The 5,070-nt window shown below is 44.2% G+C and carries 5 protein-coding genes; 4 read left to right on the plus strand and 1 reads right to left on the minus strand.

Going from position 1 to position 5,070, the window contains the following annotated elements:
- The 3 genes from GRX64_RS00215 to GRX64_RS00225 form a co-directional block, all read left to right on the plus strand.
- On the plus strand, window positions 1-472 hold a 472-nt coding region (locus tag GRX64_RS00215), incomplete at its 5' end, for an ABC-three component system protein (RefSeq protein WP_345790058.1).
- Window positions 466-714: an ABC-three component system middle component 8 gene (locus tag GRX64_RS19750; RefSeq protein ID WP_166263178.1), complete on the plus strand. Its 249-nt coding sequence runs from the start codon at window positions 466-468 to the stop codon at window positions 712-714. The genes GRX64_RS00215 and GRX64_RS19750, both read left to right, overlap by 7 nt.
- Complete coding sequence (locus GRX64_RS00225; protein WP_166263179.1) at window positions 701-2,497, plus strand: DUF2326 domain-containing protein; 1,797 nt, start codon at window positions 701-703, stop codon at window positions 2,495-2,497. Before GRX64_RS19750 ends, GRX64_RS00225 begins: the two co-directional genes overlap by 14 nt.
- A 229-nt stretch (window positions 2,498-2,726) precedes the next feature.
- Here GRX64_RS00225 and GRX64_RS00230 read toward each other — a convergent pair whose 3' ends face one another.
- On the minus strand, window positions 2,727-3,557 hold the full coding sequence (locus GRX64_RS00230; RefSeq protein ID WP_486624548.1) for an HNH endonuclease: 831 nt from the start codon (window positions 3,555-3,557) through the stop codon (window positions 2,727-2,729).
- A gap of 354 nt (window positions 3,558-3,911) precedes the next feature.
- On the opposite strand from GRX64_RS00230, the gene GRX64_RS00235 reads away from it, so the two are divergent.
- A protein-coding gene (locus tag GRX64_RS00235) for an IS3 family transposase (RefSeq protein WP_166263181.1) occupies window positions 3,912-5,065 on the plus strand; the annotation gives its coding sequence in 2 pieces (ribosomal slippage) (window positions 3,912-4,152 and window positions 4,152-5,065; 1,155 coding nt in all).
- The last annotated feature ends 5 nt before the right edge of the window (window positions 5,066-5,070 follow it).

The raw sequence follows: 5,070 nt of genomic DNA on the forward strand, positions 1-5,070 counted from the left end.
GGACCAGGTTAACCTTGACCCGATAGACGCACCGCTATTGGTTTCTCCTGACGATTTAGCAGAAGTGATCCAGGCACTAGATGGCCAGAAAGAAAACTTTAAAAAAATAGATGACAAACCACCTACGCCCCGAGTGGAATATGAGACTAAGAATAAAATTAACAACTTCACTATTGAAGGGGCCAAATATTGGCGCAGGCGATTTCTAAAAGAAACCCCTCAGATTGAAAGATTTCTTGCCTTTCCCCAGAATGACAAATTTGTCAAGATGTACGAGTCGACCATTGATGAATTTCAGTGCAACATTATCGCCAAAAGAAAAAATCATCAAAACTTCGATGAGGTTTTAAATCATATTTTTCAATCACTGGTAGGACGGGATCCTGATTTACGGAAGCATAAAGCCCTAACCAGAGCAATGTTGTTTTATATGTACTGGAATTGTGACATTGGTGAGAATGAAGAATGTTAAGACCAACCAAGTTCTCAAACCCAGACAGCACGGTTATAAGCGCGTCGTTATTAATACTAAAAATACTCAAAAATGAGCGGATCGTTGATTACTCAGAGCTACTAAAAAGGACGAAGAAACAGATTACAGGTGGAGAGAATCTTTATATCCCGGCCCTCAGCTTTCTCTTCATTATTGGCAGGGTAATATACCACCAAAAGACTGATTCCTTTGAATATGTAGAGCACTATGAAGCTAAGTAAAGTATACAGCAATCGACGCGACGTTTTCGGTCCTATCACTTTAAGTGCTGGCTTAAATGCCGTGATCGCTGAAATAAGAAAACCAGAAAACCGTGACAAAGACACTCACAATTTAGGTAAAACTACGTTAGCTAGACTGCTAGATTTTTTGCTACTTGCGCAGCGTAATAAAAAACAATTTCTTTTTAAGCATTTTTCACAATTTGAAGACTTCATTTTCTTTTTAGAGCTGGAACTTGGTCAAGACCAGTATCTTACCGTACGTAGATCTGTATCTAAGGCGAGCAAGGTATCTTTTAAGTATCACACCGAAAGACATCAAGATTTCGTAAGCCTTGAAGAAAATCTTTGGGACCACTCTTGTGTCACATTCGAGAAGGCAAGGAACATTCTTGACAGCGCTTTAAACCTTCTTGATTTGACGCCTTGGAGTTACAGGCAGATCACAGGCTACCTTTTACGGACCCAGAATGATTACACTGATGTCTTTCAACTTCAGAAGTTTAAAGGTAAACATGAGACCTGGAAGCCCTTTCTCGCAAAAGTCCTAGGATTCGAATCTAACGTCATCACCGAGCAATATAAAATAGAGAAGAGAATCGAAGAGTTCGAGAAATCTCTAGAAACAGTAAGAAGTGAGATTGGCGGACTGAATTTGGATTCCGGTAAAATTGAAGGTTTACTACAGCTAAAGCAGCGGGAGTCTGAAAAGAAGGAGTCTTTACTTTCTGAGTTTGATTTCCGAGAGGAAGACGCAAAACTTGCCGAAGTCATAATTTCGGATTATGACCGAGAGTTGGCAGACTTAAGCACTAGAAGATACTATTTAAACCAATCGAAAATAAAAATCGAAGATTCTATCAAAGAAAACTCCATACTATTCGATACAGATGAGGCTGAAATCTTATTCCACGAGGCAGGCATCCTTTTCAAGGATCAGATAAAAAAGGACTTCGACCAGCTCATTGAATTCAATAAAGCGATTACAGAAGAACGAAAATCTTATCTCAAAGAAGATCTTGAAGAAATCAATAGCGAACTGATAATTATTAAAGATGAGATAACTAAACTTTCCGCCGAACGCATGAAACACCTTAGCTTTCTCAAAGAGGTTGACGTATTTGAAAAGTATAAGTCTATTTCTAAGGATCTCGTTAAAATTAAAGCAGACATTGAAACCTTGGAGCGACAGCGGATAAGTCTGAAAAGACTTCAAGATATAAGGAGCGACTTGCGAAGTATTAAAGGTACGTTAGATGAAGCCCAGGAAAAGATTGAGTCTAATGTCGACAGAGTTAATAGTGATCTGAATAGTGTTTTTTCGAAAGTTCGAGGGTATTTTAGTGATATCGTTGAAAAAGTATTATCAAGGAAAGCGCTGTTAAGCGTCTCAGTGAACCAACAGGGGCATGTGGAATTTTTGGCTGAAATTCTTGACGATGATGGCAACTCAACGAGTGCAGACCTTGGCCATACTTACAAAAAACTACTATGTGTTGCGTTCGACCTTGCAGTCCTTCGAGTTCATTTAGGCGGGGGGTTTCCAACGTGGCTTTATCACGATGGCTTATTCGAGTCATTAGATAACAGGAAAAAAGAGAACCTTTTAGAAGTTATTCGTGAATACTCTGAATTAGGTATTCAGATAATTGTTACAGCCATTGACTCGGACCTTCCCGCACGAAGACCAGAGGGACCTCCTATTTTTGAAAGGAGTGAAATCGTACTCACACTTCATGATGAAGACTACTCCGGAAGGCTCTTCAGAATGCCCAGCTGGTAGTGCCTATTAAAAATCTAGATATAGAAAATTTTGATCAAAATTGCCGTAGCGTTGGCGAGTTGCATCAGTTTATTTACTAGGCAAATCTCCAACCTTATCTGAATTGTTTAGGCAACGCAGTTTCTATTAACGCTATCTTTAGGAATTAGCTTGGCTCTTTTATTTGATATACTTTATAAGTGAGAAACCCATTGTAGTCCTAAAATAAAACTGCATCTAGGATATTAATTTATCCAATAGCTTTGCTTAGCTCCAATTCCTTTTTATTTACCCGTTCCAATAAATCATCATTGATTCGTTCTCTCTCCCCAGAGTGGTGAGCAGCTCTATGACAATTCGGACAAATCGCAGCTACTCGATCTGGACTGTCCGGGCCTCCATCAGTTAGCCTTAGTATGTGGTGCACCTCTAGATAAGGTACTCCTGAACCACTGAGGAAGGGCGCGGGTTTTTCACAATATTCACAGGCCCCGTCGGCCCGCCGAAGCGCATAAGATTTAACTGCATAGCTCCGCTTAAAAGCGCGAGATTTTACATCAGAAGAACGAACGGGCGAATTCGACTCAGTCGCTTGGTAAGCCCGTTTACGCAGAAATTCAAAGCTTAATTGTTCTGAAAATTCTGAATCATCAACGTCTTGCTTAAAATCGGCGATCGGCAATAGCTGAAATACGATTGCCTGCCTCTGTTGCTCCTTAGTATCTGGTGCCTCTCGGTAATCGAAACCGATGCATATAAAACTTCCCAGGTACCGAACAGAGCCATCACGCGATACCTTTTCGAATAAAAGAAGTTCTTTTCCGTTCTCTGTATGATCACGGATCGCCTTGTTACCCCCCGAAAACACCATTGAACCTTTCTGGCCCTCACCGAAATAATTGAAGATACCATCATCTGACCAACCGTCCTGATAGCCGTGCTGTGTCCCCGCCGATCCAGTGAAAACGAATACTATTGGAAACGATTTTGGGGTAGAAATACCGCCCTGTTGTTGGCCCTTGAATTTAGCATGTATGTCCTTTCGTCTGTTGTAAATCCGACCTGTTTGAAAACTTAGGATATTAACCCCCTATCAAATTATAGGTCCCGCCAGCTAACGCTGAGGGACAACTAGGAAAATTATATCGACCTTAAGTTCGCCTGATAAGCGTGTATCCGATACATTACTCCGGAGCACCTATCACAAAAGCACTGTTTTGAATTGCGAAGAACCTGGTGGTTGCAACGTTGGCAGTAAAACAGATATTCACCATGTGCGTTGCGATAAAGTTGTGAGGTACCAGCCTTCTGATCTTTACTTGATCGCGGCAAAATGGGTTTAGAACGGGTTTGAGTGTTAACTTCCCGAGATTGGGTTCTACCCCGTTACTGCGGACATTCCTGAAAAGAGGCACACTGTGCCAAAGGAGTGTTCATGTCCAGACGCAGAAAATATAGCCCAGAGTTCAAACGCGAAGCCATTGCTTTAACCCGGCAACCCGGTGTGAGTTGTCGCCAGATAGCTCTGGAGGTTGGAATTAATCCCAACCTGCTATCTCGTTGGCGCAGAGAAGCGGATGAGGAGACGGACAAGGCCTTCAAGGGCTCTGGTTCCCCCAGAGATGAGGAGGTTGCCCGTCTCAAGCGAGAGTTAGCCCGAGTGAAGAAGGAGCGTGATTTTTTGCGCGAAGCGGCAGTGTTCTTCGCAAAGGAGTCGTCCTGAGGTATCAGGCGATTCAACGTTGTCGCAATCATTTCCCCATACGTCTTATGTGCCGATGCCTGAAGGTGTCGGCCAGCGGTTATTACGCTTGGGTATCTCGCCCTGAGTCCGCCAGGGCAAAGGCGAATCAGCACTTGCTGTCGCGCATCAGAGAGATTCATGACGATAGCGGTGGCATGATTGGCTCACCCCGCATGCACGAGGACCTGGTTGCCGAGGGTGCTTCAACCAGTCTGAACCGTGTTGCGCGATTGATGGCCAAACACGGCATTCAGGGTTGGCCACGGAAGAAGCGCGGACGCTTGGGACGTCAATCTTATCGGCCACCGGGTATCCGGAATCATCTGGAGCGGAATTTCTCCGCTCTGGAGCCGGACACCAAGTGGGTGACGGATATAACAGAAATAACCACGCAGGAAGGAAAACTCTTTCTCTGCGTGGTCCTCGACCTGTTCAGCAAGCTGGTCGTTGGTTGGTCCATGCATCACCGGCAGGATCGGTATATGGTGATCAGAGCGGTTGAGATGGCCGTTTGGCAGCGACAGGGGAATATCCCTGTGATCCTGCATTCAGATCGAGGCAGCCAATTCACCAGCGGAGACTATCAACGATATCTCGGCAGTAATCGCTTGGTGAGTAGCATGAGTGCAGTTGGTCATTGTGGCGATAATGCCGCCTGCGAGGGATTCTTCGGGATGCTCAAGCGGGAGCGAATTCACCACCGGCGCTACCGAACTCAGAACGAAGCGCGAGCTGATGTATTCGACTACATTGAGCGGTTCCATAATCCCAGGATGCGACGTAGAGTTGCCGCTCAGGATCTGAAGTTGTCAGCCGTTTTAAAACCGTCCGTGGAAACGGGGTAGAACCC

Origin of the sequence: Marinobacter caseinilyticus (assembly GCF_011074955.1) — a bacterium.
GTDB classification, from domain to species: Bacteria; Pseudomonadota; Gammaproteobacteria; order Pseudomonadales; family Oleiphilaceae; genus Marinobacter; species Marinobacter caseinilyticus.

Excerpts from the sequence above, each read along its gene's own strand:
- GRX64_RS00225 (WP_166263179.1), top strand. The coding sequence starts at position 701 with ATGAAGCTAAGTAAAGTATACAGCAATCGACGCGACGTTTTCGGTCCT.
- GRX64_RS19750 (WP_166263178.1), top strand. The coding sequence starts at position 466 with ATGTTAAGACCAACCAAGTTCTCAAACCCAGACAGCACGGTTATAAGC.